Genomic DNA, 25159 nt, shown 5'->3' with positions numbered 1-25159 from the left:
GGTCGGGGAAGTTTGAGAGGCGGCGTGCTGGGGTGTTAGGGAGCAAGAGCCTGTGCCGGGGAGATCGCTTCGGAGAAATTGGCCCGACGTTGGAAAAAGGTGCCTCGTGCTCGATCGCGCCCCTTGCTAACGCGTGCGGGCTGTGCTCGACAGGCCGCTCGCGTCGTTCCGCTAACACCTCTGCTCTTAGCGGCTGCTGCTGGAGCTTCGTCGGCTGACGCGTTCGCCGCGTTTGCTCAGGAACTGCGTCGCTTCCTCGGCCACCAGGACGGTTTCGCCCGAGCGGATTTCGGTTCGGAAACGGTGGTGTCCTTCGCTTTCGGCTTCGGCAATCACACGGATGCGAATCTCTTCGCCGGGGCGGATCGTTTCGATCGGGTCCAGCAGCACTTGGCCGGTCAGGACTTGCCCCGAGTGGCCTTCGATGCGACGCGGTTCGATGCCGTTGCTGAACTGTGCGATCGCACGGACACCGTTGGCTTGGCGGCTGCCGCGATTTTTGATCACGATTTCGTAGACGACTTCTGAACCGACCGGTGCCGGAGCGGCGGGGTCTTGCAGGGTCATCACCAGGTCGGCGATCGATTCGACTTGGGTGTCCAGGGCGACGGCCGTTTTGCCTGCGGCGCTTCCGTTGGCGGTGAAATCGAAGGTCTGTTTTCCGGGCGAAACCATCGTGCAGGAGAATTCGTAATCACGTGACGCGCCCGGCGGCAGCGAGTCGATTTCCCAGGTCAGCTTGGTGCCCTGTTTTCGCGCGACGTCGATTCCGCCTTGATAGTGGATTCCCGGCGGCAGCCCCAGACTGGCGGTGACGTTCTTGCACGTCGCCTTGCCCTTGTTGCTGATCTGCAGGTGGTAGATCGCTTCGGTGTTTTGGTACTTCGCTTCGGGGCCGGCCAGGACGGCTTCCAGTTCGGCGGCCGACACCTGAATGGTCTTTTCGGCTTGTGCCTTCAGTCCCAGGTCTCCGGCAGCGAGGCCGTGAATTTTCAAGTCGCCGAGGTCTTGGGCCGTCAGTTCGACTTCGAACTGGGCCTCTTTGCCGCTGGGGATGTCACCGATTCGCTGTGTTTGTGGCGTCGATGAATTGGGCGACAAGGTAAACACTACGTTGGGCGCCAGGCCGTCGCCGGGGTTGAGTACGCGGACCTTGTAGGTTTGCGATTCGCCGTAGACAACTTCCTCGGGGCCTTCGATCAACAGGTCCAGCAGTGGCTCGCGGACGTGGACTTTTGCGACGCTGGACTGGGGCGTCAGGGTCCAGTCGACATCCAATCGATGGGTGCCGCTTTGCCGGGCTTGCAGTCGCAGGAACAGTTTTTCGGTCTTGCCGGCGGGCAGCGTGTCGAGGGTCCAGACCAAGCGGTCGCCCGCTTCCAGGCCTTGGCTGTCGATGTCGCCGCGGGTCGTGCTTTGACCCTTGATGTCGGCCCAATCGGGGACGACGGCGCGGATCATCAATCCTTCGGCGTCGATCGAACCGCGGTTCTCCACACGAATTTCAAACTCATGCGTTTGCCGGATGATCACGCTGGACGGGCCGTGGGTGACCACGCGCAGTCCCGGCAGTTCCGAGGCGACAGCGGTTTGTCCGGCGAGAAGCTGGTTCGCTGCGGCATCGCTGGCGGTCGGTCGGGGCTGCGTCGGGGCTTGGAATGGTTGATCGGTCGCCACGGCCGATGCGGCCGGCGGAGCGGGCTGCTGCGGCGCAGATTGCTGCGGCGCGGGCTGCGGCGGTGCCGCGACAGGTTTGGCGTACGGTGCAGGCATGGATGCCATGGGAGCGCCCAGGTGGCTGCCGCCGGGACGAGTCTGTGACGGTGCGAACGTTGGGGCGTCGTGCCGATCGGGCCCGACGGAGATGGCCGGTTGCTGCGCGAGCTGCGGTACCGCGGTGCGCTGCGGGACAGGGGTGGGCTGCGGGGCGGCAATCGGTGCAGCGCTACGCTGTGCTGTGCCGTGCGGTGCCGCGTTATGCTGTGCCGTGCCATAAGGTGCAGTGTTCTGCTGCGGAGGCGTCGGGTAGGGATAGTGCCCGTAGATATAAGGGTTTTGTGAGATCGGTTGCGTCGGGGCATACGGCTGAACCGTCATCGGCGCGGTCGGGATCGTCGTCGGTGCGGTTGGGATCGTCGTCGGTGCGGCTGCAGTCTGGGCATTGGCGGTCACGCCCGAGCCGATCGGGGCGGCCGCGGGGCCGAACGGCAGGTGTGCCGGGTTCAAGGCCGCGTGGGGTTGCGGTTGGGGACGGGGGCGGAACGACGAGGCCGGTGGCCCGATGCGATGTCCGGCAACGGATCCCGTCGGCCCGAACTGGGGTGCGGCGGGAACCGGCAGGGTTGGCGCGGCCGGTTGCGGCGTTGCTGGTTGGGTCGGCGCCGATTGGGTCGGCGACAGTGGCACAGGCTGTGGTTGGGGCGTCACCGCCAGTTCCGCCGCTGGTGTCGGCCGGTCCGGCGTCGTCAACGTCGACGTCTCGGGTTTGGCAGCTGTGGGTTTGGCAGCCGGCGCGGTCAGCGCTGGGGCGGCTTCGGTTGCCGGGGTGGACGCGATGTCAACCGGTGTGGGCTGCGTCGGCATCGGCGCGTCGGCAAATGGGGTGGGAACGCTGGGCTCGGGCTGCGTTGCGGCAGCGACATCCGCCGGGGCAGCGACTTCCGCCGGGGCGGTCGGCGCCGTTTTGGGAGCAGATTGCTGCGGGGCCGCGGCGATCCTCGCCTCGTTGTCTTGTGACGGTGCGGCGGGGGTGATGCCCGTGCCAGTTTCGGTCTTGGCGGATGCAGGCAATGTCGCTTCAGGCAATGTCGCAATGGGCGTCGGCTGCGGTGCTGGCTGGAGCGCCGGTTGCGATTTGGGCTGCGGATTCAACGCGACGTCGGCAGCCGGAGTCTTTTGGGGCGCGATGGGCTGACGCGTGGGCTCGACGGGCGCCGGTGCCGGCGTGACCGGTTTGGTTTCGGTCTTGGCCAGCGCGGGCTTCGTCGTTGCAGGTTGCAGTTTGGGTTGGGGTTTGGGCGTGGTCTCTGTTGGGACGTCACGTTTGGCCACTTTCGGCACCAAGGTCTTGTTTGCAGCGCTCGTTTTTTGGGCTGCGGCGATTTCGGAGGCATCGAGGGTCGGCACGTCACGGCGACCGGACCGTCGGCTGCTCGAAAGGATCGACAGCGCGGCGTTGTCGTCGCGTTGGACTCGGCTGGATGCGGTCTGGGCTGGAGCTGTTCGACGGCTTGTCGGGGCAGCTGCCAACGCCGGGGGCTGAGGAATCGCCGGGCTGATCCGCGGAGTGGCATTGGTCGGTGAAGGCGTCGAGGGACGCGTCGACAGTTTCGATGGGCCGCCGAATCGCGTTTCATTCGGGCGCGGATCGCGAATCGGCGTCGGGCCTTTGGCCGGCGATTTCGATCGCGCTTGATGGTAGGGAATGCCTTGCCAATCGACCGTCGGGGCTGAAGTTTCGACCGGACGCGCTGCGTTGTCGGTGCCGCCGGGGCGTGTACCAAAGATGTCGCTCAGGATGCCCTTGGACTGAACCGCTTGATGATTCGAGGTTCGGGGGGCAGGCCGCGCTTGAGTGCTCGTATTGTTCGCGGCGGTTCGTTGGTTGACGCCGAACAGGCTGGGAATCAGCGACAGGCCGCGATTCGGGTCGACTTTCGGAGCCGTCGGCTGCTTGCCGACGACTTGCCGGATCGGTTCTTGTTGGCCGATGGGACGCAGACCCAGCGCGTTTCGAATCGGCGAGTTCGCGTTTGGCGACGTGGTTTCCGGAGCCGACTCCCGCGCGGAAGTGGCTCGCGCGGCCGCTCGACGGGACGCGTCACCGGGAGTCGCCGCCATGACGGGACTGGCAACCAGTAGCGTGGCGAGCGAGTAGAGAGCGAATGATTTGATGTGTCCGCGCAGCATGCGTCCATCTCGTGAAGTGCGTAAAGAGAGCTTGTCATTCACGGTATCGGAATCGCCGCTGAAACAATTGAGTAGAATTTGACGGTTGTGCGGAATGTCTGGCGGCCGCTGCGGTTTCACGCCGCTGCGGTTTCACGCCGCTGCTGTTTCACACCGCGACCGCACTTCGCGTCTTCCCCTGCCCGTTGTCCCACGTCAAACACACTCCCATGAAACTTCGCCCTCGGTCTCTCTCGATTCGATCGCTCACGCTCTGTACAGGTTTCCTCATGACGACCGTTCTCTCTGGCCCAGCCGTCGCCGAGACCATCGATGTTTGGTTCGGGACCTCGACGTCGCGACAGGGACTCAGCAAGGGGATTTATCATGGGCGATTCGATACCGACAGCGGTAAGCTGACCGACGTAGAACTGGCGGCTGAAATCGGCAGCCCGGGATTCTTGGTGAAACACCCCAGCGGCAAGATGCTTTACGCCGCCGCCAGCGATGGCGGGACGCCATCGATCGTCGCCTATCGAATTGAAGGCGGTGGCGGTGAGGCCACGCTGGTCAAGGACAGCAGTGTGCCGATCGGAGACGGCGGCGCGGCCCATGTATCGGTCAGCCGGGACGGCAAAGTCGTCTTGTCGGCACAGTACGGGGCGGGCTCGACCGCTTGCTTTTCGCTGGACGATTCGGGCAGCCTGGTCAAACGAACCGATCTGCAAAAACACCCGGTCGGCTCCGGCGTGATCCCGAACCGTCAAGACACCGCGCACGCCCACTGGACGGGAACCTCTCCGGACGATCGCTTCGCCTTTGTTCCCGATCTGGGGTTGGACAAGGTCGTCATCTACAAGCTGGAGACGAACAACGCCAGCTTGCAGCCGCACGGTTACGGTATCTGTCCTCCCGGCAGCGGACCGCGGCACATGAAGTTCCATCCGAATGAAAAGACGATCTATGTGCTCAACGAGTTGGCGCTCTCGGTCACGGTGTTCGATTACGACGCCCAGGCCGGCACGATGACGCCCATCCAAACGATTGAAACGCTGCCCGAAGCAGTCAAGGCGAAGGAGGTCTTTAACAGTTCCTCTGAAATTCGCGTTCACCCCAATGGCAAGTTTGTCTACGCGGCCAATCGCGGCAATGACACGATCACGGTTTATGCCGTTGATTCATCGACGGGCAAACTGAGCCTGGTCGAAGTCGAACCGATCCGCGGCGCGTGGCCACGGAATTTCAACTTGGATCCGACGGGCAAGTGGTTGCTGGCGGCCGGCCAAGCTTCCAACACGGTCGCGATTTTCAAGATCAACCAAGACACCGGTGAGTTGCAGTTCACCCGGGATGCGGTCTATGTCCCCAGTTCGATATGTGTGCTGTTCTAGGGGGCGTGATGTCGTTCGTAACGGCGTGGCAAAACGATGGGGCAAAACGATGGGGGCAAAACGATGGGGCGGGAAGATCGGCGAAGGGGCTTGCGCGGTTCGGATTGATTGGGCCGCCCGCTCGCGGTGGCATGCAGTGCGTCTGCACCGTCTGAAATGCAAGGTTTGCTTCCCGCGTCATGGTCGTTTCCAAGTTTGCCGCGTTGTTTACTCACGGAAGTTGCGAATGCTAAAACGGGCTGGCATCGTTCACGCCGAAGGGATCGTCATCCGGTTCCTGAGTCGTTTCAGGTTGGGACGGTGGAGTTTCGGGGATAAAAAATCCGCCATCGCTCGTCGAAGCATTGTCAGAGGCGGCGGCTTGCTCTTCCTGTCGCAACTCAAGGTAAGATCCGGTAAGCAATCGGTCTTCGCGGTCTTGGCCCGCCGCGACAATGATGGCGGATTCCGCGATCAATTTCTTTTCCTTGACGTTGATGGCATGGCATCTTGTTTGGCAGAGGCCGCATCCGACACATTTGTCCGCCATTACGAGCGGTGCCGCGAGTCCAGTGCCTTCGATTGGCTGGCCCGCTTCGTTCAATTCGACCCCGACTTGTGTGTATTCGATTGCGTGATAACCGGCGGCGTTGCACTCCTGCACACACAAGTCGCATTCTTCACGCCCCGCCGCGGGTAGGCATGTTGCTTCGTTGACGATCGCAAGCCCCATTCGAGCCACGCGTTTTTCTTCGATCGGCAGTGCGCGGATGGCGCCGGTCGGACAGACCTGACCACACGCGTTGCAACTGGACTCACAGCCCGCCCAATCGGCCACAACGATGGGTGACCATAATCCCTCTAGCCCCTGTTGGAATCCCTCAGGCTGCAACACGTCGTTGGGACAGGCCTTGAAGCACTCTCCGCAGCGAATGCACATCTCCAGGAATTCCTTTTCCGGAACGCTTCCGGGAGGACGCACCGGACGAATGGCGTTCGGGTTCGACAGGTCCGCCCCCCACGACTTAGTTGCCGCAGCCACGGTCAAACCGCCGACCGCAGCCGCGGTACTTCCAGCTGCCAGCGACAAGAATCCCCGTCGACCTAACGAAGTTTCCTGTGTCGGAGGCTCGTCTTCGACTTTCAGTTCGACAACGTTCCAGCGTTCAACGAACTTGATTGCGTGCGTCGGGCAAACGCCACCGCACGACTGGCACATCGTGCAATCGGTTGTCCGCGTCGTAAAGTCAGGCTTGATTGCATCAAACGGGCAAATCTCTACACACTTGTTGCAATTGATACACGACGATTCCACTTTGCGTTCGGTGACGCGAAAGAGATTGCCGAGCGAAAAAACGGCGCCACTCGGACAGACATATTTGCACCAGAATCTTGGCCGCAGGAACCCAAGCCCGAGAACGCATAGAAAAAGAGCGATCGATAAGACGTGCCCGAGATGGAACGATGGGATCAGGTGCCAGCCACGCAGCGTTCCCGTTTGCAGCGGGGCGAAGAGAAACAACATGCCTCGCGTGATCACCGGGACTGCAGAGATGAAACCCGAAACCAACACGCCACAGCCCGCGGCGACCAGCGTGCCAGCGAGTAAGTAGTATTTGATATGAACCCACCAACCATCGTCGGGTACTCGAAACCGTTTCGTTCGACGCCCAATCGCCCAGTCAAAGAGATCGATCGTTGTTCCCAGGGGGCAAAGGTAACCGCAGAATCCTCGCGGAATCAGCACGCAAACGAACAGGATGATTGCCGCACAGGCGAGCGACCAAACCCAACTGCGTGAGGCGATCGCCGTGGAAAGGCTGACTAGCGGATCAATGATCAGAAACGTCTCGGCAGGGATCCGTTCCTTGCGGGCCAGGTTGTCCGCGTAGTGTGAAGGCCGCGCTGTTGGATCACGCTGGAAGATCGTGATGCTGCCGCCGCCGGATTCCGAATGAATAATGGAATCCTGCAGGACTGGATCGAGCGCATTGACAAATGTTCCTGCAATCTGACCGGATTGATTTGATGAGACTTGGAAAGACCCAATCGGAATTTGGTCCAATTGGACTCCAGAATCCAGACTGATTTTGTCCGTTAAGTAGACCGTTTGCCCAATCGCAATTTCGAATGCGACGGATCGAGTTGCGGTGTCGGACGATCGTTCAAACCGGAACTCGCCGGAAGGCTCATCCATGTTGACGAGCACCCAGCGATCCGATGTGCTCCCTTGCGAAGCGGGCCGCGCGTCATAGGGCCAACAGGTGTAGAAGAACAGAGCGAGGAACGTAAACAAACAGATTGCTTGAACGATGCGTCGCACTGGCGACGCGAGCCAAGACAGCCCAAAGCGTCGCAATAAACGTCTGATGGGTCCGCGCTTCTTCGTCGAGTAATTGGATTGAAAGCCGGCCGGAATCAACTTCCGGACAATCCGTCCAAATAGCGAGTGCGAGACCGCTTCACCAGTTTTTCTTCGTCGCAGTGCGGGCATAAACCAATCCAACCGCAACCATGCCTTCTGTGATCGACGATCAAAACTGGTGAATAAGAGAAGTGCAGCGACCGCGGCAAAGAAACCTGCGACGACCCAAGCAGATCCCGGCAACTGACCGAATACCTTTTGGTCGATGGGCTGATTAGTCAAAGCAGCCAACGCCAGTGAGAAAAGTAGACTTGCCAGTGCCAGCCCGCGTTGTTGGATCGGTCGCATCAATTAGCCCCGCAAGCGCCGCGCGAGAGTTCTTTTTCGTCGAAACGCCATCTATCGAGCTCCCTGTGCCAAGGCTTTCGCAGCCGCGCTGATAATCGCCTGCGACGTGATCGTTGCTCCGCTGGTCCCATCGATCTCTTGAACACCTTGAGAATCAATGATCTGCTGGGGGGTGTCGGTCAGCGCCGCATAAAATTGTTTCTCACGATGCTTCACAACCTTGACGTCCTCGATCTTGGAATCGTTCACCACGACTCGGACTTGGATCACGCCGTTGTAACCTGTGCTGGAATCGATGTACGTTCCGTCAGCCACCTTGGAGACATCGGCTTTATCGAACAGGTTGATCGCGGTAATGGCATCGCGAGCGCGACCGACATATCGCTTTCGGTACTCTTCATTGCGTGCCTTGTTCCGCGTGATCACCTTTTGATAGGACCTGATTGCATCATCGAACCGTCCGGCTCCCCGCAGCGCATCTCCGGTGTTCAGCCACGCCTCGTTTGCGAGGCTCGTCTTTTCGTAGACGCGCGCCACAATCAAGGCGCCATCGAGCTCGCCCATATCTCCGAGCAGCTTGATGGCATCAATGTGCAACGATTTGCCTCGCATCAAGCTGAGTGCCATGTCACGGTTTCCGAGTCGCCAGTAACAACTTGCCAGATAGATTCCGGCTTCGGTGTTCAGGCCAGCCTGACTTCTTTCCAGCCAATATGCGGCCCGCTCGTAGTCCTGAAGCAGCGTGAAATAGAGCTTGCCAAGCATTTCCATGTCCCGCTCCAGCAACGTCCGATTACCTTGATGGAGTTTCGTGCATTCATGCACGAGTTTGAGTCCGGATCGCCAACGCGAAGGATTTGGATTGACGCGTCCCCAAATGTATTGGCCGACATTCTTTGACTCGTTCCATCTTCCACTCGCCTTGAGCGGCCAGTCCAAATCCAATGTTTTGGGATGGGAAAGAGGTGTCGATTCGTACCAGGCGGGCGGCGTTTTTCCGACCGTTTGTATCAACTCGTTGACCTCGGCCTTGGTGCGGGTGTTTCGACCGTCCGTCGTCGATTTTTTTTCCGGCGAACTTCCCGACGAATCCTTCGCCGTGATCACAAACCGCTTGCCGCGATAAGTTGCGGCATGGATCTGTTCGTATCTGTAGGTGCTTTCCGTCGGCTGGCCATTGACGGATGCATTGAAATCAACTTCTTTGTCGGCCTTGCGAATCTGGATGATCTGGCCGGTCAGTTTGGTACCGTCCATCAACTCGATGGAATCCTGGCAGAACGCAGTTCCAACGCATAGCGCAAAGGCCAAGAACACTATTGAGCCTATCGCGGAAGCGTGAAAATACTTTGCTGCTTCCACAGGGAAACACCTCGCAATCCGCGGGTCCGTTTGTCGTGAGCGATTGTTCTGGGCCTCGACAAGCTGGGTCTTCATCGGCGGTTCTTGACTACTGCGGTGAAAAGTTAAGTGAAAGGGATCGGTACTGGACTGGAGTTCAATCCGCGATGATCATTTCAAGTTTTCGGGGAGTCGCGATTTGTACCGCTTGGGCGACGTCACGAAGTGCAAATCAAACTTGCTCTGGTCGGTGTGCTGAATGGTCATTCGCATTGAGCCGCCGTTGGGCGTGTCGCCGACATGACGTCTGAAGCGGCGAACTCGCTGGGACGGAATCAGTCGAACGCGGATCTGCTGTCCGACGATCGACGATGGGATGATCGCCATATTCTTGTCACGCGCCAGCTCCTCAACGCTGCGAACCTCGAACAATAAATTGTCGCGGTCAATCTTCTCAAGCAGCACGCCCTCAACGACGCCAACAAATCCTACTGCGTCGGCGGGGAAACCATCGTTGGTATGCTTCGAAACCTTTGTTGCGACCTTCGCTGACTGCTGAGCTGTGGAGGTACTGTCGGCATGGAGCCCTGGCCCTGTTAGGACGAGTCCGAGTGCAAAGCATGCACCAGCGATCCGAATCGCCCAACCAATTCGCCGATCGGGCGCGCTCGCGCCATCTGCGTCAAGCAGCCGAACCACTCGGTGTGCGAAATTCGATCGCGGACCGGCCATACCAATCGCCAACATCCATTCAGATTTTCCACGTTGCTGCGCGAAGTTTTGCAAACAGCGTGCAAGATCGAGGGCATCTTGGACGCTCCTGGCTGACCGGTCTGCGGCAAACTCAGCTTGGACTCGAATTTCGCGGGCCGCCCAGTGATTAAGCGGTTGAAAACTGAATACTCCCCTGGCGACCTCCAAGAGCAGATTCCAGCAGGGATCGAGGCGCCGAACATGCGATTGTTCGTGCGCCAGAAGCGCTCGAATCTGCCCCTCATCCAAGCCCGCCAATGCAGCTTCACCAACGAGTATGAAAGGGCGGAAATAGCCCGAAACGATCGGCGATTGCCGCCCCTTGACCAACAGCAATTGCACTGATCGTTGCAATCCCAAGTTGCTTGCGACTTCCGCATGCAGTCGCGACAGAGTGCCAGAAGTGACCGGGCGTCCCTTTCGGCGCAATCGTTCAATCGCCCACCAGTCTCGCGCGATGCGTTGGAGGTGGATGGCGATTATCATTGCCCAAATCGTAACCGCGGCAACGACCAAGACATTCCACATGGCGTGCGTGCGCTCCGTCATCGCACTCGCCGAAATCCCCAGCTCGGCAGCGGAGCGGAATTGCACTTCATCAGCCGAACCCAGCGGAACTGCCGAAACGGCACGCGATACAGACCATTGAAAGCCGAGACTTGGTGCGACGCCTGAGGATTGCCCGAGGCTGGAAAGGATTCCACCGGCCATCGCCATCCGCAGTAACGCCAACTGATGCTCGCAGCAGAGGCTCCGATAAAGCCGAATTCCAAGCCATGCCAGCGACAGCCAAACTGTCGAGTGCAAGGCATAGGTCGCTAGGAAAGCGAAGACCGATTCGGCGACGTTGATTTCCAGCACGGAGGGTTTCTCCAACGATAAGTTAGCGATCCTAAGTTAGCGATCCTTGGAACGCTTGCGTTTTTCGTGTTCGTTGATCAAACGTTTGATCTCCTGCAGCTCCACAGGATCGAGTTCCTCTCGATCCAACAAATGGCTGACCAGTCGACTTGCCTTGCCACGAAACATGTTGTCCAGCAACGTACCAACAAGCGAATTGCCTGCCGTCCGCTCATCCAGCAAGGCCGAGTAGACGAAGGTTCGTCCATGCAATTCATGCGAGACGATCTCACGAGCCTCCATTCGCCGAAGAACGGTCGCCACCGTCGTGTACGCGATCTCACGGTCTTGGGACAAGTGTTCGTGAACCTCCGCAACGGTGCTCTGGCCGTGCTCCCACAGGATTTGCATGACCGCCGACTGTAGCTCGCCAAGTGGTTCAACCATTTCCGCCTCTGGCTGGCACTGAAGTTCAAATGGTTGTATACTACACCTGTAGTTTTCGCTGTCAACAGGTTCGCTCTCAGCGATCATCCTCCTCCTCCCCGATTGAACATGGAGATTTGAATGCGTCGTCGCGATTTTCTGTCAGGTGGCCTTGGGGTGATTGGTGCAGGCCGCGGCTTTTCCTTTGCGGGGCGTTGCGACGCGGCACCGAGTTGGTCCAAGGATTTGGCGGACCATCGCATTGTAAGTTTTGAAACGTTTCATTCGCGCGACCGGTACGTGCGAGCGCTTGGACCCAACGCCAAGAAAGGACCACGCGGATCGGGCTATTCGAGGCCTTTTCGAATCGCGACCACTGACCAGGGGGCACGTGGGATCGGCATGTGCTGGCCGAAGGAAGATGTCATCAAGCCGTTTGTGGGCGCGAAATTGGGTGACCTGTTCGATCCGTCCGTCGGCGTCACAGAAGAAGCGCACACGCTCGATTATGTGCTGCATGATCTTGCCGGCGAAATTCTCGGCAAGCCGGTCTATGAGTTGATGGGCGGTCACGGTCCCACTGAGATCGATACGTACAGCGGCGCGATTTACATGGAAGACTTGGTGCCGAAAGTCAAACCGCGCGGAATATCGGCTGTTCTTGATGCCTGTCAAATGGACTACGACTCGGGGTATCGAGCGTTCAAATTGAAGATCGGCCGCGCCCGGTGGATGAAGCGGGATGAAGGTGACCGGCGCGATATTGATGTCACGCGAGCCGTTCGAGAAAGATTTCCCGACTGCAAGGTCCTTGTCGATGCAAACGACGGGTACTCAGTCGACAGGTTCCTGAAATATGTAACCGGTGTCGCGGACTGCGATCTGTTCTGGATCGAAGAACCGTTCGTCGAAAATCGGGACGGACTCGCGCGACTGAAAGATCATATGCACAAAGTCGGTTGCAAGGCATTGATTGCTGACGGCGAGGCTCGAACCGGAAGTGCACCGAAACTTTGGAAATGGGGCGAGTACGAAAAAAAGTTTATCGACCGCTTTTTTGAACTCGCCGAAGAAAAGCTGATCGACGTATGTGTTTTCGATATTGGAGCCCTGGGATTCACTCGCTGGAGAAAAGTAATGCCGATCCTTAGGGAGGCGGGAGTCGCAGCAGCGCCACACCTCTGGGGCTGCACGCCGAAGCCGCTTTATTGTGCGCACCTCGCTGCCGGTGTTGGCAACGTCCTGATCGTGGAAGGCATTCCAGGTGTGGGCAGAAACCTGGACTACTCCAAATTTGCCATTCGCAGCGGCAAGCTCTGTGTTCCCAACGTGCCGGGATTTGGAATCAGCCGAACCAACGGAGCCGGCATCGGCCCCAGTGAGTCTGTTCCAAGGTGAGTGATTGTCATGTCCCTGAAGGTTGACAAGTATTTGTGGAGTGATGAACTGTAAGCTTTGGGGCGAATGCAGAACGTGCGAACAGACGGTCTTGTTGAGGAAGCAGGTCAGTTGGATTCTCTCAACAACTCGGAAAATCAGAATGCAATGTCATGAGAAGGCCTGACGTTGTGGCGTAGTCCTCGCCGTAACATTTTTTGCCATGATGAATTCCTGGTTGTCGGCCGAGGAGATTTTGTTTTCAACGTTGGAAGGCCGCTGAAACGTAAGCGTTCTATCTCCCCATGTTGACGGGAGCGTGCTCTGGGTTGATCTGGCAAGTCTTCTGTCGGCGGAATCAAAAGACAGCTTGGGCCGACCGCGGAAAACTACAGCAGTTTTGCAAACTGCTTGAAGGTCTTGGTGTTGGCGACGTCGGCTTTGGTGAGGCCTCCGCGGCGGGCTTGTTTGATGCCGTATTGCATCACATCCAGGCCGTCGAGGGTGTGGGCGTCGGTGCTGATGACGATCGGAATGCCCAGCTTTTTTGCGGCCGCCAAGTGCACGTCGTTGAGGTCCAAACGGGCGGGGTTGGCGTTGAGTTCCATCAGGGTGCCGTTAGCGGCGGCGGCTTTCATCACCGCATCCATGTCGACGTCGTAGGGCGGGCGTCGGTTGATCAGACGGCCGGTCGGGTGGGCGATGCAGTCGACGTGTTCGTTTTCGATCGCGCCGAGAATCCGCTCGGTGATTTTCTCACGCGGTTGACGTTGACCATAGTGGACGCTGGCCAGCACCCAATCGGCTTCGGCCAGCACATCGTCGGGTAAATCCATGCCGCCGGATTCCAGGATGTCGCATTCGATGCCTTTCAGGATCACCAGTTTCCCTTCGTACTCCGGGCGGATTTCATCGATCATCGCCCACTGGTCGCGCAAGCGATCGGCGTCCAGGCCCATCGCCATCGTCACACGTTTGCTGTGGTCGGTGATCGCGATGTACTTCAGCCCCCGCGCGATCGCGGCGTCGGCCATTTCGCGGATCGTGTTTTGGCCGTCGGTTGCGGTGGTGTGCATGTGCAAGTCGCCGCGGATGTCGTCTTCCGTGATCAGCTCGGGAAGCTCTCCGGCGGCGGCCAGTTTGAATTCGTTGCGGTCCTCGCGCAGTTCCGGGGCGATCCACGGCAGTCCGATCGCGGCGTAGACGTCTTCTTCGGTTGCCCCGGCGATTTGTGTTTCGTCGTCAACGCGAAACACACCGTACTCGTTGATTTTCAGTCCCTTGTCTTTGGCGATCCGCCGCGTGTGCACGTTGTGGGCTTGGGATCCGGTGAAGTACTGCAGTGCCGCGCCGAACTGGTTGGCATCGACGCATCGCATGTCGACCTGAAACGCTTTGCCGACGCGGATCGAGATCTTGGTGTCGCCGCGGGCGATCGTTTGTGATCGGTCGCCGTAGGCTTCCAGGTGATCCATCGCGGCGTTTCGGTCCGAGGCGACGACCAGCAAGTCCAGGTCGCCGATGGTTTCGCGTCCGCGTCGATAGGATCCGGCCCACTGCATGGTTTCGATGGCCGGGCAGGATTCCATGTGTCGGCCGATTGATCTGGCCAACGCGTCGCCTTCGGCCCAGCGGATTCGCTCGGCGGCTTGTTCGGCGATCGCCAAACCGTCCAAAATTGCTTGAGCCGTCTTTTCACCGAAACCCTTGATCTTGGCGACCGAGCCGGATTCGCACGCGGCGCGAAGGTCCGCAAGCGAATCGATGTCGAGTTCCTTCTGCAGCTTGGCCGCTTTCTTTGCGCCCAGGCCTGGCACTCGCGCCATTTGGATCAGGACCTCGGGGACTTCTTCCCGGAGCTTTTCCAGTTGCGGCAGCGAGCCGGATTGCAGCAACGTTTCCGTTTTTTCGGCGAGCGTTTTTCCGATGCCGGCCAGGTCGCTTAACTTTCGATTCGGATCGGCGACGATGTCGGCCACCGATTCGTCAAGATCGCGGATGGCTTTGGCACCTTGTGAATAGGCTCGGATGCGAAACGGGTTTTCGCCTTTGAATTCGAGCAGTTCCGCGAGTTCATCGAAGACATTCGCGATGGTGGAATTGTCCATCGTTGCGTGACGTTCCACTGAAGAGAGATGGGGTGGATTGAACGGTAGCCGTTAGCGTACCGGAAGCCAACCGCCGCTGTCACGTTGCACGGGAGCCGGACGCTGCGGCGGCGTTGGAGTCGCTTTCAGCGCCGGAGTTGTCTCTTCCCAAGCAGTCTCTTCCCAGGCAGCGACCTGCCGGACGTTTTGGTGACGCGTGGTTGCTTCGCGGACCGGGACACTGACTCGCGGTCGCGTCGTGTTGCGTGAAGAGGCTGACGATTCGGTGTTGCGAAACAGGGCCGAGGGGTCCGCCCCACGAGCCGACGGGGCCGGCAGCGGTGGGGCTTGGAAGGGTTGCGTGCTAGGCGGCTGGACCACGCGCCGTGTCGGAGCCGGTTCGCGATTTGGAACCGCGTCGGTCGATCGGTTCGTGGGATCCATCGGGCCCGTCATCGTTGGCGGCCCGGAGGGAACGCCGATCGGTCGCAGGGTGCTCAGTTGAGACCCGCTGGAATCCGATTCCGGGGGCGAGAGCGGTTTGGCCATCGAGGGCGGCGTCCGCGTTGTGAATTGTTCGCTTTGGCGGAACCGGCCGCTCGGATCCGGGGTTCGCATGTGACGCGTCACCGGCGGATCCAATTGGATTGCGGGGCGATTCGGGTCGTCCGCGCCGTCGTTTTCGGTTTGGCCGGGATCGGGAGCGGAGTCACCGTAGGGATACGGATCGTCTCGGTAGGAATTGTCGTAGGAGTTGTCCAGGTAGCCGTTGTCTAGGTATCCCTCGTCCGAAGCCGCCGAATTGGCAGAGCCGTTCAGCTCAGGGCGGCCCGATTCCAGTCGAGGCTGGGGAACCGGTTCATCGTCTCCCGTTCCGGACGAGCCGCCGGTCAGCGGTGCCGCGTTGGGGTAGCCGGAATCGGGCATGGTCGAGGGAATCGTCGTGATGCCCGGATCGCCGGGGGCAAATTGTCCGCCGACTTGACCGATACCGCTAGGCGGCGCGAAGCTGCCAGGGGTTCCGGCGAGGGGAAACGAGGAAGTTGGGGAGGTGCTGCCGAGCATCGGGGTGGAGCAGACGCCTGGGTCGGTTGGCAGCGTCGTGGTTCCGGGTTGAAGCGGGAACGACGAGTTATAGGGCACGCGTTGCAGTTGTTGGACGTACGAGCTGCACGGTTGCTGGACCGTGACGGTGGTTCCGGTGGTCGGATCGACGATCGATGCAGGTCGGTAGTAGGTGATCGGAGCCTGGTAGTACGACGTCACGTAGTTGGTGTTGCGTCCGAGCAGCGAGTTGAAGAACCGTGCCAGTCCCGAACCGAAGCGGCGTGGCGGCTGCGGTCCCACCGGCACGAGCGGCGCGTAGGCTGCGGGCGCGTACGTGGTGGCGGGGGCGTTGTAGGTGACCGGCGCGACGCTGCTGGGATAATTGGACGTATAGACCGGCGGCGTGTAGACCGGCGCCGGGGTGATCGGGTTGAGCCCCGCGGTGCCCCGCAGCGTGCTGCTGATCGGGACGCGGTTGGCCGTCGTGTAGGGTTGCGTGTAAGTCTGGCCGGACACGATCGGCAAGCGGTACGCGTTAGTGGTTTGCGGCGTGATGACGGTCGTCGGGGCGTAGCTGGTGATCGGCAGTCGCTGGGCCGAGTACTGGGGCGTCGAATTAACAGGCATGCCCGTGTAGACCGACGGGTTGTCGAACGATTGGACGGTGGTCATCCCGGACACGGCGGTCAGGGGGGCACCGTAGGCCGGGCGTTGGGCCTGGACGACGCCGGAGCTGAACGGGCCGGACGTGATCGGGCCGGACGTGATCGGGGCCGTGGTCACCGGGGTTCCGACGACCTGGGTTCCCGCGACCGGGTAGGCGTAGGGGTAGTTGGCGGTGTAGGTCGCCGAGCGGCCGAACAGCCAATCCAAGCAGCCGGCCTGACAGGCGTCGGCTCCGCAGAGCGACGCGAGCGAGACGACGAGGGTGGTGGTCAGGGTGCGAAGGGGCAGTCGGCCTGTCGACATGCGACGATTCCGTGAACGGCGTTTTGGGGGCGAGTCAATCGTTTGGGGGGATCCCGGTTGCGGAAAGTCCACAGCGTTCCCGGAGAAGTGGACGCTGCAGATTGCGTTTGGTCAATGATTTGATGACCCCAGTTGGCCAGTTGGAAAGCGTTTTGGGCGGGCGTTTGACGGTCGTAACGGGATTGGGGGATCTCGGGCGCGAGGTGCGACAGTTGCGACCGTGGGGGCTCTGTCGGAGCGACATTCTGAGCGGCTTTTCGGATTGGGGCCTTCTGCCAACGTGGCACGAGCGTTAATCTCTCCGACCCGCTGCGAATTTCGTGGCCCACCCCATTTTTTGCTCCCCAACGGCGTTTCTTCGCAGTTGCGATGGGAGAGAACGGAGGAGACGGGCATTTTTTGCAGGGCAGAAGCCGGCTTGGCACGCCGGTTGCCATCCGTGGCGGGCATTCAGCGGAACTGTCATTCCGTCGCCGATTTTGATTTGCGTCGCCTGCCAAACGGGACGCGAGAGCAGTCCAGCCGGACCACGGTTGGGTCTGGGCGACGGAACGGATCCGCCTGCACGAAACACCTCCGGCGCACACGGTCGCCGGTCCAATCCATTTCCCCCTTATTGATCACCTCGGCAGACGTGCCGGCTCGGTTGAGCCGCACTGCGTCCGGTCCGAGGTGCGTTGTAAACCACAGGAGAAACAACGTCGTGGCAAAGCAAATCGTTTTCGACGACGACGCCCGCGGGCCACTGTTGGCCGGCGTCAGTAAACTGGCGCGAGCCGTCAAGAGCACGCTCGGTCCACGCGGCCGTAACGCGGTGCTCGACAAAGGCTGGGGATCGCCCAAAGTGACCAAAGACGGTGTGACCGTCGCCGAAGATATCGAGTTGGATGACCCCTTTGAAAACCTGGGGGCACAGTTGGTCAAAGAGGCTGCCAGCAAGACCAACGATGTCGCCGGGGACGGGACCACGACTGCGACCGTGTTGGCCGAAGCGATCTTTCGCGAAGGGCTGAAGATGGTCGCCACCGGCGCCGATCCGATGGCGCTCTCGCGTGGGATCAGCAAGGGTGTGGAGGCTGCCGCGGCGCAAATCAAAAAGCTCGCCAAGCCCGTCAATGAAAAGAGCAAGAGTGAAATCAAGCAAATCGCCACCATCGCCGGGAATAATGACCCGACCATCGGTGACGTCCTTGCCAATGCCTTCACCAAAGTCGGCAAGAACGGTGTGATCACCGTCGAAGAAGGCCGCTCGAACGAAACCTACGTCGACATCGTCGAAGGCATGCAGTTCGATCGCGGGTTCCTGTCGCCGCACTTTGTCACCAACCAAGACGAAGTGTCGGTCGAGTTGGACGACTGCTACGTGCTGTTGTTTGAAGAAAAAATCAGCAACAACAAGAAACTGATTCCGCTGTTGGAAGCGATCAGCAAAGAAAAGAAACCCTTGCTGGTGATCGCCGAAGACGTCGAAGGCGAAGCGTTGGCGACGTTGGTCGTCAACAAGATGCGCGGCATCATCTCCGCCGCTGCCGTCAAGGCACCGGGTTACGGCGACCGTCGCAAAGCCATCTTGGGCGACATCGCAGCCTTGACCGGTGGCAAAGCGATCTTCAAGGATCTCGGAATCGACCTGGAAAGCGTCAAGCTGTCTGATCTGGGACGTGCCAAGAAGATCCGCATCACCAGCGATGCGACGACCATGGTCGGTGGCGCCGGCAAAAAGTCGGACATCGATGGACGCGTCGAGCAGATTCGACGTGAGATCGAGCAGACCGACAGCGACTACGATCGCGAGAAACTGCAAGAGCGTCTGGCCAAGCTGGCCGGCGGTGTGGCCCAGATCAACGTCGGTGCCGCAACCGAGACGGAAATGAAAGAGCGCAAGGCGCTGATCGACGACGCCCGTGCGGCAACCCAAGCCGCTTTGGAAGAAGGCATCGTTCCCGGTGGCGGAACGACCCTGCTGCGTTGCCGGGCTGCGGTTGAGAAGCTCGAAAAATCGATCGAGGGCGACGAAGCGTTGGGCGTTCGGATCATCCGAAACGTGCTCGACCAACCGCTGCGTGCGATCGCCAACAACGCCGGACTCGATGGAGCCGTCGTGGTCAATCGCGTCTTGCAACTCAAGGGCAAGACCGAAGGCTACGACGCCAACGCGGAAAAGTATTGCGACCTGTTGGAAGCCGGGATCGTCGATCCGGCCAAGGTGGTTCGGACGTCACTGGCCAACGCGGCCAGCGTTGCGGCGCTGTTGCTGACGACCGAGTCGTTGGTCACCGAAATCCCCGTCGAAGAAGAAGAAGGCGGTGGCGACCATCACCATGATCACGGCATGGGCGGCGGAATGCCGGGCATGGGTGGCATGGGCGGCGGAATGCCAGGCATGGGCGGTATGGGTGGCATGCCGGGCATGATGTAACCCGGTTGCAGGTCAAGCGGGCGGTGTTGTCGCGATCGGCACACTGCCCTGCCCTCCCCTGCTCTGCCCCACTGGTGCGACGCTGCTTCAGGGGATCCGCACCGCGGCATCCGTCGATGGCGTCGCGATCGCAAGCGAAACAATTCAAACTCACACACCTTTCGAAATCACAACCTAATCATGGCAAAACCAAAACTGCGTCCGCTCGATGACCGAGTCGTTGTTCAACCCGTCGAAGCTGAAACGACCACCGCCGGCGGCATCGTTCTTCCCGATTCGGCGAAAGAGAAACCGCAACGCGGCACGATCGTCGCCGTCGGCCCCGGCAAGCTGCTCGAAAGCGGCAGTCGTGGCACGCTCAGCGTCGACGTCGGCGACACGGTGATCTACGGAAAGTACGGCGGAAGCGACATCGAGGTCGATGGACAAGAGATGAAGATCCTTCGCGAGAGCGACATCCTGGCAAAGGTCCTGTAGTGACACCGGCGACTGCCCGCCCTGCCCTGCCCCGCTTCGACGCGGCGGCAGGACGTCCGGCGGGCCGAGTCCAGGTGTTTTTGGATGCGTTCATTCAGCACTCGTTTACATTGATAGAGGAATCCTCTCGTGGCTAAACAACTCCTATTCGAAGACCACGCACGCGCACGCATGCTGGCCGGCATTGACAAACTGGCCGACGCCGTCGCGGTGACGATGGGCCCGACCGGCCGCAACGTCATCATCGACAAGTCGTTCGGCGGACCGACCGTGACCAAAGACGGTGTCACGGTTGCAAAAGAAATCGAACTCGAAGACCGTTTCGAGAACATGGGTGCGAAGCTGGTCATCGAAGTCGCTCAAAAGACGAGTGACTTGGCCGGTGACGGCACGACCACCGCGACCGTTCTGGCCCGTGCGATCTTCAAAGAAGGCCTTCGCAACATCGTCGCGGGAAGCAATCCCGCCGCGATCCGTCGCGGCATCGATAAAGCGGTCCAAGCGGCTTGCGATCAGCTGCACGAAATCGGCCGTCCGGTCCAGGACAAGGCCGAAGTCGCCAACGTCGGCGCCATCAGTGCCAACAACGACAATGAAATCGGCAGTCTGTTGGCCGACGCACTCGAACGCGTCGGAAAAGACGGTGTGATCACGGTCGAAGAAGGCAAGTCGCGAACGACCGAAGTCAACTACGTCGACGGGATGCAGTTCGACAAGGGATACATTTCCCCGTACTTCATCACCGATCCCGGCACGATGGAAGCGAACCTGGAAAACGCTTTGGTGCTGCTGTATGAAAAGAAGATCAGCAACATCCGCGACCTGGTTCCGTTGCTGGAGAAAACGGCTCAAACGGGCCAGCCGTTGTTGATCATTTCCGAAGACGTCGACGCCGAAGCGTTGACGTTGTTGGTGGTCAACAAGCTGCGTGGCACGTTGAACGTCTGTGCCGTCAAGGCGCCTGGGTTCGGCGATCGTCGCAAGGCGATGTTGGGCGACATCGCGACGCTGACCGGCGGAACGTTGATCAGCGAAGACCTCGGCATCCAGCTGGAAAACGTCACGCTGGAACAACTCGGTCGTGCCAAGAACGTGACGGTCGACAAGGGCAGCACCACGATCATCGAAGGCGGCGGAAAACGCAGCGACATCGATCAGCGTGTGGCTCAGATTCGGGCTCAAATCGAGCAAACCGACAGCGACTATGACAAGGAAAAGTACCAAGAGCGATTGGCCAAACTGGCCGGTGGTGTTGCGGTTGTCAGCGTCGGTGCCGAAACCGAAGCCGAGATGAAGCAAACCAAGGCGCGTTTGGAAGACGCCTTGCACGCGACCCGTGCGGCTGTCGAAGAAGGCATCTTGCCCGGCGGTGGCGTTGCTTTGGTGCGTTGTGCCGAAGCCGTCCAGGCGGCCAAGTCGAAAGCCAAGGGCGACGAGAAGATCGGCGTCGAAATCGTGCTCCATGCACTCAGCGCCCCGATGAAGCAGATCGCCGACAACGGCGGGATCGACGGAAGCGTGGTGGTCGACGAGGTGAGCCAGAAGGACACCAACATCGGATACAACGCCCACACCGGTCAGTACGTCGACATGTACAAAGCCGGCGTCATCGACCCGGTCAAAGTGGTTCGCACCGCGTTGACCAACGCCGGCAGCATCGCAGGTTTGTTGCTGACGACCGAAGCTTTGGTGACGAACTTTGAACAGGAAGACAAAGACCGTCTGCCTGTCGAAGGCGTGATCGCGTAGCCGATCCTGGAGACTTGCATTTACCACAGCGGGTCGCTGCCTAACCATCGGCAAGCGGCCCGCTTTTTTGTCCGATCCTCATGCGACGTGGCGGCGTCGCCACCCCAACGGCGTGTGCCGTGAGTGATGATGAGCGAAAAGCAATGTTATTACGAAATCCTTGGTGTCGACCGGGGTGCTGGCAAAGTCGAGATTGATCGCGCCTACCGAAAGCTGGCGATCAAGTACCATCCCGACAGCAGTAAAGCCGAAGACGCCGTCGAGCGATTCAAGGAGGCGTCGGAGGCTTATGAAGTCCTGAGTGATGCCGACAAACGCGCTCGCTATGACCGTTTTGGGCATGCCGGCGTGGATGGGGCTCACAGCCAGTTCAACGACGTCGAAGACATCTTCGAAGCGTTCGGAGAGATGTTCGGTGGCGGTGGCATGTTCGGCGATTTGTTCGGCGGGCGTGGCGGCGGCGGTGGTCGACGGCGACGAACACGGCGCGGTGCCGACATTCGCTGTAACGTCACGTTGACCTTGGATGAAGCCGCCAAGGGCGTCAGCAAAGATCTCTCGTTTCGTCGCAACGTCGGTTGCAAGACCTGTGCGGGCAGCGGTGCCGCCCCCGGCAGTCAACCGGAAACCTGTGCGACGTGCGGCGGACGCGGGCAAGTGGTGCAGTCGGCGGGGATTCTGCGGGTCCAAACGGCCTGTCCCCATTGCGGCGGTGCCGGACAACAAATCAGCCAACCCTGCAGCGATTGCCGTGGCAGCGGATTGCAGTCCGAAAAAGCCGAACTGACCGTCGAGATTCCCGCCGGTGTCGACGACGGGATGCGGGTGCGTGTGCAAGGTGAAGGCGAAGCGAGTCCCGACGGCGGTCCGCCCGGAGATTGCTACTGCTTCATCACCGTCAAAGAACACGAGTTGTTTAAACGCGACGGCAGCAGTCTGATCCTGCAATTGCCGATCTCCTACAGCCAAGCCGCGTTGGGCGCCGAGATCGAAATTCCGACGCTCGATGGGCCAGAAAAATTACGGATCGAGCCGGGCACACAGAACGGCGAGGTGTTCACCGTTCGTGGCAAAGGCGTGGTCGACCCCCGCGGAGGACGCGTCGGCGATCTGCTGGTGCAAGTCTTCATCGAGGTCCCCAAGCATCTGTCCACAGAGCAGGAAGAGCTGTTGCGGAAATTGGCCGATCTGGATTCCGAATCGGTGTTGCCGCATCGGAAGACATTTCTTGAAAAGGTAGCGGACCTGTTTTAGGACATTTTTCTAACGTTCATTTAATCTGCGATAGCGAATCATGAATAGTGACGGAAAGACAGAGCTGGAAAACGAAAGCCCGTCCGAGGAAGACGTCTCGGCAGCCGAGCAGCAAACGACCGATGAAGCATTTCTCGATGAGTCGGTTGCCGATGTGCCTCCGACGCGTGACGAGGAAATGGAGCGGTTGCGATCGGCCGCCGCCGAAGCCGACAAGCGTGTCTTGCAGGCACAGGCCGAAGCCGAAAATTTTCGCAAGCGGATGCGACGGGACTTCGAAGATCAAGTCAAATTCGCCTCCACCGATTTGATCGTCGACCTGTTGCAGGTCCGCGATAACTTGAACCGTGCGATCGACGCGGCGCAGTCGGGTGAGCAAGGCAGCGGCTTGTTGGAAGGCGTTGCCATGGTCATCAAACAGATGGACGACGTGCTCGGCAAACACGGCGTCGTTGAGATTCCGGCCGAAGGCGAAGTCTTTGATCCGAATGTACACGAAGCGATTTCGCAAATCCCCAGCGACGTCGAAAGCGGCAAGGTGGCACACGTGGCCGTCAGTGGATTCAAGCTGCATGATCGTGTGATCCGACCCAGCCAAGTCGTTGTCAGCACGGGACCTGCCTAACGGACAGTTTGGTTTTGCAATTCATCTATCATTGGAATCACATCGATGCCGACCTATGACTACGAATGCGGTGCCTGCGGACATGAAATGGAGTTGTTCCAAGGCATCAACGACCCGGTCAAGAAGAAATGCCCGGAGTGCGGTAAATTGAAACTGAAGCGGTTGTTCGGCAGCGGTGCCGCGATCGTGTTCAAGGGCAGCGGTTTTTACCAAACCGATTATCGCAGCGAGGGCTACAAGAAGGCTGCCAAAGCGGACAAGAAGTCGACGTCGGAGACGAAGTCGGAATCCAAGTCCAGTGATTCAAAATCCAAGTCGAGCGGCAAATCGAGTTCGGGCGACTGAGCTCGATCGCGAATCTCTCACCCCAAGGTTCAGCATGCCGCACCAGTTGTCTTCGCGCCGCTTGTTTGCCGATCGTTCGGCCGTGTTGGTGATCGACTTTCAAGAAAAGCTGGTTCCGGTGGTTCCCTCCGGTGAGGACGCGGTGCAGTTTACCGAGTCATTGCTGGAAGCGGCCGAGGTGTTGGGGATTCCGTCGGCGGCAACCGTGCAATATCCGAAAGGGCTCGGCGGTCTGGTGGAACCGTTGGATCACCGGTTTCCCGGCGCCGAAGAGAAGCTCGATTTCTCGTCCGCGGTTTGCCGCCGCGAACTCGATGCGTGGATTGCCGCCGGGCGCGACCAGATTCTGATCTGCGGCATTGAAACCCATGTCTGCGTCTTGCAGACGGTGCTGGATTTGGTCGAAGAAGGGTTGCATCCGGTCGTGGTCGCCGAGGCGGTCGCGGCGCGGGGAGGCTGGGAACATGAGCTGGCGATCGAGCAGATGCGCTCGATGGGGGTGACGATCACCAGTTTAGAATCGGTCTTGTTCCAGTGGCTCGGCACCGCCGATCATCCCCAATTCAAAGCGATCAGCCGGATCGTGAAAGGGTTGTAAGTGGTCGCTGTAATGCGTTCGGGACGTCGATCGTATCACTGACGAATCACTCGCCGTACCGCGTTGTGGGAACGACTCGCGAGCGGCAACCGCTCCTGCGGCCCGCACGCCAGCGGCGTGCCACATCAAAGCTTGGGGTCGCCGTTCGGGGGCATGCCGGCGCCCAGGTACCCTCGTGGATTGCTGTTCCGGCGAAGATTTCGTTGACATCGGGAAGACCACGCGATAGCCTATCGCGTTGATTCGTCTACACCGAGCCGGGCCTGATGTTGCGTCACCTTCTCCTTCTCACTCTTGTCATCTTCACGGCGGGCGCTTTGACGTCGCGGCGGGCCGATGCAAGTTGCGGTGATTGGTTGGCGCATCCCGATGACGTCTCAATGTCACAGCACGCGATGTCACAGCACGCGATGTCACAGCAGAGTAGCGACTCGATCGACGAACCCTCTCCTGCTCCGCAACCGTGTGACGGTCCGTTGTGTCGGCAGTCACCTTCTGGGCCGAGTTCGTCCCCGTTACCGCCGGCGCCTCAGGTTCAGCGTGACCATCACGACGCCGTCTGCCTGTCGGACCATTGCCCCCAGCCGGAGTTGTTTCCGGTGCGGTTTGGTCGCGACGATTCTTTGATTCTTCCTAGCGGTCACGCGCACCCGATCGAGCGACCTCCCCAAGCCTAGCTTGTTCGTCGTCGTAACGTTGGACCGTCGGCAGCTCGTGGTGCCGTCGGTCGATCGTGCTGATTGTGGGAGAGGCTTCTCGCCGGTCACGCACGTTCTTCCGCGCAGACTGCACGCGCGGAAACGCGACGATTGATGGTGTGACGTTCGACCGAACCCTGCGATGGGTTTCGGTCAGGTAGCGATGATTCCCGTGCGACGGGG

16 protein-coding genes are annotated in these 25159 nt (G+C 59.9%); 9 read left to right on the top strand and 7 right to left on the bottom strand.

Annotated elements, in window-relative coordinates; translation table 11 throughout:
* Positions 1 to 186: 186 nt before the first annotated feature.
* Positions 187 to 3909 carry a DUF11 domain-containing protein gene (locus TBK1r_RS32610; protein ID WP_145219704.1) on the bottom strand — a complete coding sequence of 1241 codons (3723 nt, stop codon included), beginning with the start codon at positions 3907 to 3909 and terminating at the stop codon, positions 187 to 189.
* A gap of 269 nt (positions 3910 to 4178) precedes the next feature.
* Between TBK1r_RS32610 and TBK1r_RS32605 the strand changes: the two genes are divergently transcribed.
* The gene (locus tag TBK1r_RS32605) at positions 4179 to 5279 is read left to right on the top strand and encodes a lactonase family protein (protein ID WP_419580622.1); all 1101 of its coding nucleotides are present in this window, start codon (positions 4179 to 4181) and stop codon (positions 5277 to 5279) included.
* A 229-nt stretch (positions 5280 to 5508) separates the two neighbouring features.
* On the opposite strand, the gene TBK1r_RS32600 is transcribed toward TBK1r_RS32605, so the two are convergent.
* The 4 genes from TBK1r_RS32600 to TBK1r_RS32585 all read right to left on the bottom strand — a co-directional run bounded on the left by TBK1r_RS32600 (position 5509) and on the right by TBK1r_RS32585 (position 11352).
* Positions 5509 to 7581 carry a 4Fe-4S binding protein gene (locus TBK1r_RS32600; protein ID WP_419580621.1) on the bottom strand — a complete coding sequence of 691 codons (2073 nt, stop codon included), beginning with the start codon at positions 7579 to 7581 and terminating at the stop codon, positions 5509 to 5511.
* A gap of 441 nt (positions 7582 to 8022) precedes the next feature.
* On the bottom strand, positions 8023 to 9228 hold the full coding sequence (locus TBK1r_RS32595; protein ID WP_419580620.1) for an FMN-binding protein: 1206 nt from the start codon (positions 9226 to 9228) through the stop codon (positions 8023 to 8025).
* Positions 9229 to 9483: 255 nt separating this feature from the next.
* The gene (locus tag TBK1r_RS32590) at positions 9484 to 10593 is read right to left on the bottom strand and encodes a M56 family metallopeptidase (RefSeq protein ID WP_419581610.1); all 1110 of its coding nucleotides are present in this window, start codon (positions 10591 to 10593) and stop codon (positions 9484 to 9486) included.
* A 369-nt stretch (positions 10594 to 10962) separates the two neighbouring features.
* Positions 10963 to 11352: a BlaI/MecI/CopY family transcriptional regulator gene (locus TBK1r_RS32585; RefSeq protein ID WP_419580619.1), complete on the bottom strand. Its 390-nt coding sequence runs from the start codon at positions 11350 to 11352 to the stop codon at positions 10963 to 10965.
* Positions 11353 to 11781: 429 nt separating this feature from the next.
* On the opposite strand from TBK1r_RS32585, the gene TBK1r_RS32580 reads away from it, so the two are divergent.
* Positions 11782 to 12729, top strand: coding sequence for an enolase C-terminal domain-like protein (locus TBK1r_RS32580; protein WP_419580618.1), 948 nt, complete (start codon positions 11782 to 11784; stop codon positions 12727 to 12729).
* Positions 12730 to 13097: 368 nt separating this feature from the next.
* On the opposite strand, the gene polX is transcribed toward TBK1r_RS32580, so the two are convergent.
* Together polX and TBK1r_RS32570 are read right to left on the bottom strand one after the other, a co-directional pair.
* A complete protein-coding gene (polX, locus tag TBK1r_RS32575) occupies positions 13098 to 14816 on the bottom strand; it encodes a DNA polymerase/3'-5' exonuclease PolX (protein ID WP_145219690.1) in 1719 nt (572 codons plus the stop codon).
* A 51-nt stretch (positions 14817 to 14867) separates the two neighbouring features.
* A complete protein-coding gene (locus tag TBK1r_RS32570) occupies positions 14868 to 16811 on the bottom strand; it encodes a hypothetical protein (RefSeq protein WP_145219687.1) in 1944 nt (647 codons plus the stop codon).
* Positions 16812 to 17514: 703 nt separating this feature from the next.
* Here TBK1r_RS32570 and groL (TBK1r_RS32565) point away from each other — a divergent pair.
* The 7 genes from groL (TBK1r_RS32565) (at position 17515) to TBK1r_RS32535 (ending at position 24278) form a co-directional block, all read left to right on the top strand.
* Positions 17515 to 19230, top strand: coding sequence for a chaperonin GroEL (gene groL, locus TBK1r_RS32565; protein WP_145219685.1), 1716 nt, complete (start codon positions 17515 to 17517; stop codon positions 19228 to 19230).
* A 180-nt stretch (positions 19231 to 19410) separates the two neighbouring features.
* Positions 19411 to 19707, top strand: coding sequence for a co-chaperone GroES (groES, locus tag TBK1r_RS32560; protein WP_145219683.1), 297 nt, complete (start codon positions 19411 to 19413; stop codon positions 19705 to 19707).
* A gap of 129 nt (positions 19708 to 19836) precedes the next feature.
* Positions 19837 to 21456, top strand: coding sequence for a chaperonin GroEL (groL, locus tag TBK1r_RS32555; protein WP_145219681.1), 1620 nt, complete (start codon positions 19837 to 19839; stop codon positions 21454 to 21456).
* A 129-nt stretch (positions 21457 to 21585) separates the two neighbouring features.
* Positions 21586 to 22710, top strand: a complete 1125-nt coding sequence (gene dnaJ / locus TBK1r_RS32550; protein WP_145223236.1) for a molecular chaperone DnaJ — start codon at positions 21586 to 21588, stop codon at positions 22708 to 22710.
* A gap of 40 nt (positions 22711 to 22750) precedes the next feature.
* On the top strand, positions 22751 to 23335 hold the full coding sequence (gene grpE / locus TBK1r_RS32545; protein ID WP_145219679.1) for a nucleotide exchange factor GrpE: 585 nt from the start codon (positions 22751 to 22753) through the stop codon (positions 23333 to 23335).
* A 45-nt stretch (positions 23336 to 23380) separates the two neighbouring features.
* Positions 23381 to 23680, top strand: a complete 300-nt coding sequence (locus TBK1r_RS32540) for an FmdB family zinc ribbon protein (protein ID WP_145219677.1) — start codon at positions 23381 to 23383, stop codon at positions 23678 to 23680.
* A 34-nt stretch (positions 23681 to 23714) separates the two neighbouring features.
* Positions 23715 to 24278, top strand: coding sequence for an isochorismatase family protein (locus tag TBK1r_RS32535; RefSeq protein ID WP_145219675.1), 564 nt, complete (start codon positions 23715 to 23717; stop codon positions 24276 to 24278).
* Positions 24279 to 25159 lie beyond the last annotated feature (881 nt).

Origin of the sequence: Stieleria magnilauensis (genome assembly GCA_007753675.1) — a bacterium.
Taxonomy (GTDB): domain Bacteria; phylum Planctomycetota; class Planctomycetia; order Pirellulales; family Pirellulaceae; genus Stieleria; species Stieleria magnilauensis.
The sequence above is the reverse complement of the archived record's forward strand: the minus strand, read 5'-3'. Positions and strand labels throughout refer to the sequence as shown.

Bases quoted from the DNA above. Each gene is read 5' to 3' on its own strand.
- TBK1r_RS32610 (WP_145219704.1), bottom strand. From the start codon at position 3,909: ATGCTGCGCGGACACATCAAATCATTCGCTCTCTACTCGCTCGCCACG.
- TBK1r_RS32605 (WP_419580622.1), top strand. From the start codon at position 4,179: ATGACGACCGTTCTCTCTGGCCCAGCCGTCGCCGAGACCATCGATGTT.
- TBK1r_RS32595 (WP_419580620.1), bottom strand. From the start codon at position 9,228: ATGGACGGTACCAAACTGACCGGCCAGATCATCCAGATTCGCAAGGCC.
- TBK1r_RS32590 (WP_419581610.1), bottom strand. From the start codon at position 10,593: ATGTGGAATGTCTTGGTCGTTGCCGCGGTTACGATTTGGGCAATGATA.
- TBK1r_RS32585 (WP_419580619.1), bottom strand. From the start codon at position 11,352: ATGGTTGAACCACTTGGCGAGCTACAGTCGGCGGTCATGCAAATCCTG.
- polX (WP_145219690.1), bottom strand. From the start codon at position 14,816: ATGGACAATTCCACCATCGCGAATGTCTTCGATGAACTCGCGGAACTG.
- TBK1r_RS32570 (WP_145219687.1), bottom strand. From the start codon at position 16,811: ATGTCGACAGGCCGACTGCCCCTTCGCACCCTGACCACCACCCTCGTC.
- groES (WP_145219683.1), top strand. From the start codon at position 19,411: ATGGCAAAACCAAAACTGCGTCCGCTCGATGACCGAGTCGTTGTTCAA.
- dnaJ (WP_145223236.1), top strand. From the start codon at position 21,586: ATGAGCGAAAAGCAATGTTATTACGAAATCCTTGGTGTCGACCGGGGT.
- grpE (WP_145219679.1), top strand. From the start codon at position 22,751: ATGAATAGTGACGGAAAGACAGAGCTGGAAAACGAAAGCCCGTCCGAG.
- TBK1r_RS32540 (WP_145219677.1), top strand. From the start codon at position 23,381: ATGCCGACCTATGACTACGAATGCGGTGCCTGCGGACATGAAATGGAG.
- TBK1r_RS32535 (WP_145219675.1), top strand. From the start codon at position 23,715: ATGCCGCACCAGTTGTCTTCGCGCCGCTTGTTTGCCGATCGTTCGGCC.